Source organism: Siphonobacter sp. (genome assembly GCF_048595215.1).
Classification (GTDB): Bacteria; Bacteroidota; Bacteroidia; order Cytophagales; family Spirosomataceae; genus Siphonobacter.
In genome coordinates, this window is sequence record NZ_JBMDWJ010000164.1 from 1 (window position 1) to 5,816 (window position 5,816).

Below are 5,816 nucleotides of genomic sequence, written 5' to 3' on the forward strand. Positions count from 1 at the left end.
GGAAGTGAATCCACCAACAAGCCTTTCGTAAGGGTAATGTTGATGGGATTTCCTATAATTTTTGCCGGACCACAACCCGTTTGTACGGAGGATAACGTATAGGTCTGGTTCTGCAGAAGCGGGTCCGTATACTTTACAGAAAATGAGCCTTCGGTTGGGTCGTTATATCCTCTTTCTCCGCTGGTCTGCGTACCATCGGAAAGGATGGCGTGATAGGGTGAAATGCCTTTTACCTTGACATTGATGGAAACAGGAGAACCATAAGGTAGGCGGGTTGGATCATTGGTGAAAAGTTCGGCCGTTGGCGAAGAAGCAATGACCATCCACAGATTGTTATACGGGCTAACGGCCTTGGGGTCACTACTGACAATTCGTACCGAAAAGCGGTTGGTATTGTATCGGTTCAGTACGGGCGGAACCGTAAATTTTAAAGAGCCATTTTCAAGTTTGGCATCCGTATCTACGTACTGGTTAGGCGTTTCCTGACTTGCATTCAATTGAGGAATGAGCCGGATTTTAAATGTATTGTCCTTGCTCCAGTTGCCTCCTTCCGTACTAAAATTTACGTAAGCCGTACTTCCTTCACAGGTGGCATAGGGCGTAACTAAAGTAGCCTGAATGCTAATGGGATTCGTTTTGACACGGATGAACCCAGCAGCGGTAGTCGTACCACATTTATTCTGAATGCTCTTTACGTAATAACTAACCGGCTTGTCGAATGTAAACGTTTGCTCCCCTTTCCCTTCAAACAAATTACCGTAGGTGTAAAACTTAAATTGTAAGGTATCACGACTACTACTATCCTGTAGGGTTACCGTCATATCACTACTAGCCGTAAACGGGACTTTGACTTGGGAGTACTTGTTTAATTGAAACGAATGCTCGCCTAAATTCAGACTTGGGTAGGCCCCTACGTCGTTGTAATCCGACCAATTACTAGTAAAGGCCGGAGACGTAGCAACGACCTTCATTCGATAGCGACCATAAGGCCTCAGGTAGTTAAACGCATGTTGACCCAGGCGAATGCGTAGTTTATTCCCTGAAACCAATTGAGACGGAAATTCTGAATATTGATAACCATCGTATTCAATTCCGATCGCGAACTGATTGGTAGCGGCGAACGTCCCCGTGATCTTAACGAGGACATCTACATCGGTTTCAAAACAAAGCGTGGCTGGTGCCTTTTCAATCGTAATGGATTGAGCTTGGGATTGAAAAGAGATCAAGCCCAAACAAAGGAGTAACAATAAACGGTACATCATAATTTCTGGATACGGAACGTGAGGGCAACGGTGGCGTTTTGAATGTGTAAGAGGTAAATGCCTGCGGGTACTGCACGCAGACTAAGGTCTTCCTGAGTAGCCGTAGCTTCGGTTTGCTGAATGACCTGACCGGTGAGAGTCATTAACTGCATGGTACTGCCGGGCTGAAGGCCTTCCACGCGAATCTGATCGGTCGTGGGATTCGGAAAGGCTTTAATCATGTGCGAGGCCGTCGGTTCAGTAGCCGTAATGAGCTCCACTTTCAGCGTACTGGGATCCAGTACGGTACCGATGCCGCAAACATTAGAAACCTGCCGGATTTTGTAGGTCAAACTCGGCGAGAGGGCTTCGATGCGAAGACTATCCCGCAGGTTGTTTGTAAAAAACGAAGCGTAATACGGCTCCACGCCCCAGCTTACGCTAAAGGGAGCATCACCAGTAAACTCCAGCGGTAATTTGTAGACGCTTCCATTCGCCTGCATAGGTAGTTGGGCAACGCCGAATTTCACGCTGGCTTTCTCCGCCGTGGTATAAAAAGTGGCACTGGCACTACTCATGCTGGATGGATCGGAGGCCACCACCCGAATCCGGTAGCCGGAGCCTTTCTTCAAGGTAGTAGGCAGGATGCCCGCCAGCTCTTGGTCACGATTGCCCGGTAGGGTGGGGAGCGAGGTAAACTGCTGACCCAGCGAGTCTGACAGTTGAACGCTCATCTGATTCGTAGCACTAAAGGAACCTTTGGTTTCGTAACTGACCAGAATCGTATCGCCTTTACAGAGGTAGCCATAGCCTGATTTAGTACTCACAAACTGCGTATTGATCATGCGTTCGGCTGGCGGATTAACCGTGACCGTAGCCGAACCCGATACCGTACCTTTCCCGCAACCATTGGAGATACTGGTAATGCTATACGTGGTGGTTTGCGTAGGAGCAACGGATAGGGTTTGCTCTTTGGAATCGTTGTAAAAAACGCCTTTCTGACGCGTAGATAGTTCGTAATTGATCGTGGTTTGAATATTCGAAGCTGCATTTTGATTGATCAGCCGTAGCGTTGAATACTGGCCGGGATTAATGGTATTCGAACCAATCAGTCGGTACGAAGGCGGAAAAGAAAGGTACAGCGGACGGCTTTCTCGGAGTTGCGGCGAGGTGGTCATGACCCGCAGTTCGTAGAAGTCTGAACCCTCTAATTGGGTCGGAATTTTCACCGTAATCGTTCCCGAAACCGCAGTCGTCACCGAATCCAGCGGGATGAATCCTTTTCGGGCGGTGTACAGACCTACCCGAACTTTATTGGAAGGACTGAATTCTCCATCGAGATAGTACCGAACCAGGAGTGAACTGCCGCTACAAATGGCATTCGTCGAACTACTAACGGTTAGTCGGGGCTTTACGGTCCCCGTCACTTTCCCCGAAACACTGCCGTAGCCGCAGCCATTGGTCACCCCTTTCAGTTCAAAAGTGCTGGTTTTGCTGATGTGTTCACTGATCGCACTGGGATTAAGCCGAAACTCCCGGATGGTGCCATCGGTCCACGTTACATTCCAGGGGCCCTGACCTGTAAAGGTAATTTTCATGGGTAAGCTGTAGTCAACCTGCGTAGGTCCGTCAGCTGTTAGCGTGGCGGTAGGTAAAGCGCCCAACTCAAAAGGGAGAGCCGTACTCCGGATGTCTCCCGCCCGTAAGCGGATCAGGTACGCACCCGCGGTGTAGGTATCAGGGATTTGGAACGCGGCCTGATTGGTACTTATAGAACTGGTAATTTCCCGAAATACGCTGTCTTTGGCGGCAGCTACTTCCAGTACCAGTTTGACGTTTCCGGGCATTGAACCCGCAATACTGTAAGGAAGCAGATAAGAGCCTTTGGTGCAAAATAAGAGTGGCTGATTAGCGTACTCTGTAGGGACGTAAATACGGTACGGTTTCAGATCGACGTTCAGTACGCCCGAGCCGGAGGTTGTACCACAAACGTTCGTTGCGGATTTGATACGATAGGAACCGGACTCCGGCGGATAAAAATTCGTAGAAAAACCCCCTGATCGATCATCGGCAGTTGCCGGGTAATACGTCCAATCCTGCTTACCATTGGTCAGGACTAACTTGGTTAGGCTGGTAACGTAGGTTACCGACTCTGATATATTCATGGGAATCGAATCGCCCGGCAATAACTCAGTTAACGCTCGTTCATAGGTACTTAAGGATAATGTCGGCTTTTTTTGAATAGGTAAGAATACGGCTTCGCTCTGTGTTACGGGGTTCGTGGAAAGGATGCGAATCGAAAAATTTTTTAATTCGGTAATCGGAATGTTTAGGGAGCGGCCACTCGTGCCTTTGATGGTACGAAGGTCCGTAACCTGATTATCATTCAGAATCCGTTGAATTCTGAACTCATTATTCGAGCCAAACGTACCCGTAGTTTGAAAAGAAATTGGTATGGAATCGCCTACACAGTAAGCCTGATAAGGAATCGTTAACGCAATGCCATGGGAAGCAGGCTTGGTCAGCGTAATAATGGAAGTATTGCCCGCAGTATTCGTTAAGTCCGTCGTCTGACACGTATTACTAACCTTTGTTAGCCGGTACGTAGATTGGGCTTGGGTGGGGCGTATTCTTAAATTCGGATACGAATAATAACTGTCTAAACTGGACAATTCAGTAATTCGTAATGTCCTGCCGTCGCTTAGTTGTAATTCGTAAGGGCCGCCGCCCATCAGCTTAATAGGTAAGTCAAAATCCTGTATTTCATTGATGCTATAATTACGATACCCTTCATTAAAAAAGGCGGAAGGCTTTGTCGAAATTTTAAGTTTAGAAGTTTCAAAAACGTAGGCTCCGGCCGTAATGGAAAGATTAAAATCCTGGGCTTGTACCGTTCCACTGTTGGCTAAAGTGGGGATAGTAAAACGGAGCTGATTGGAACGAATAGTGGCCTCAATAGGCGTACCTCGGTACCCATAGGAATAGTCCCGAATCTGAACAGTCGCTTTTTCGGGTAAGGGTACATTTGACGTTAAAGACAGGGTTACAGTTTGCCCTTCGCAAAAAATCTGATTCGGTATGGAGTCTACTTTGAATCCTGCCTGAACCGTTACCGTAACGGGAGTTTTATCTACCTGTCCGGCTCCACACCCCGTGCTATAGCTCTGAATGGTGTAACGGGTGGTCTGCGTAGGAAACGAAAGGTTATGCTTTGGGCTATAACCATTATTACGATACGTGGACTGATCGCTTAAATGGACGACCTGAGGATACGTACCCTTCAAATCGAAAGAAAGGTTAGGTCTCTGTCCCAGTTTAATGGTATGATTTACAGACGAAAAACGGGCGGTGGCCGGGTTGAGTATTTTTAAACTTACGTTATCGCTTGAACTCATCAGGTAAGGACTTTCCTGAATAATTCGGACGGAATAAGTCCGTTCCCACTCCCCGATATTTTCAGGAACGATGAAGCTCAGTGCATTACCGGAATAAGTAGCCGAAACCTCTTTGTACGTATCAAGTTCTTCCTGACCGTCGTAATTCAGTCGCGTTAGCCGGATTTTAAAAGTACCATTGGTAGACAAGTTTCCTCCAGCCGTCGAAAAATTCACAACCGCCTGATTACCCGTACAGGATTCAGCCGGACTGACGGACGTGGTACGGATGGAAAAAGGATTAACCTTGATGGAAACGCTTCCCGTTCCCGAGCCCGTTCCGCACCGGTTAGAAACGGATTGCAAGACGTAAGATCGGTTTTTATCGACGGCAATGGGTTCGCTGCGTTTATCACTCAGGGCGGAGGTGGTCGTTACTGTCACCCGCAAGCTGTCCGCAGTCAGTTGATCCTTTAAAAGAGCGGTAATGGTACTGCTCCCGAAGGAAGAAAATTCCAGCGGGACCGAGCTATTAGGGTTCGCCTGATACGACCGGGAAGTTAGGGTAACGACGGGTAAAAAAGAGGCGTAAAAGTAATCATTACTCCAGTCGCTTACGACCGAAGGGTTCGTGCTCTTTACCCGTAAAATCGTAGCTGAAGAAAGCTGGTTTTCATGAAGCCCTGCGGGAAAGCTTACCTGAAAGCGGATCTTACCGTTGGTAAACGTCGCTGGAATCTGGTGATAGGGGGTTTGGTAGTAGGAGTCACCAAACTCAACGATAAAAGATGCCGAAGCTGGAAAGTTACCTTCTAGTGAGACCGGGTACTCAACAAAAGATCCTACGCAAAAGTAAGAATTCGGTTTATCACCAATGATGATACGTTCATTCTGAGCTACAGTCTGATAACCAAGCAGACATAGCCATACTACCCACAAAAATTTCATAAATCAAATAAAGGACAACGGATAGGCGATGGGGATACTTAGACTTACAAATCTACTCTTTAAACAGGGGAATAAATGATTTTTTTAGAAAGATATAAAAGGCATGTAGCTTACACGCATCAATATGCCAAAACTGTAGTAATAATAACCTAAGCTTTAGTTTTAAATACTCTAATTAAAGGAAAGATAAAGCAGCAGTATTAGCAAGGTAAGTATGGAGAAATAATAATAGCAGTATAAAAAATATTCATTT

At 46.9% G+C, this 5,816-nt stretch carries 2 protein-coding genes; both read right to left on the bottom strand.

The genetic code is table 11. From position 1 onward, the window contains the following. Positions 1-1,262, bottom strand: a 1,262-nt coding sequence (locus ACOJTG_RS09585) for a hypothetical protein (protein WP_420153618.1), incomplete at its 3' end; no start/stop codon positions are given. Then, on the bottom strand, positions 1,259-5,563 hold the full coding sequence (locus ACOJTG_RS09590) for a T9SS type A sorting domain-containing protein (RefSeq protein WP_420153619.1): 4,305 nt from the start codon (positions 5,561-5,563) through the stop codon (positions 1,259-1,261). The genes ACOJTG_RS09590 and ACOJTG_RS09585, both read right to left, overlap by 4 nt. Between the last annotated feature and the right edge of the window lie 253 nt (positions 5,564-5,816).

Excerpts from the sequence above, each read along its gene's own strand:
- ACOJTG_RS09590 (WP_420153619.1), bottom strand. The coding sequence starts at position 5,563 with ATGAAATTTTTGTGGGTAGTATGGCTATGTCTGCTTGGTTATCAGACT.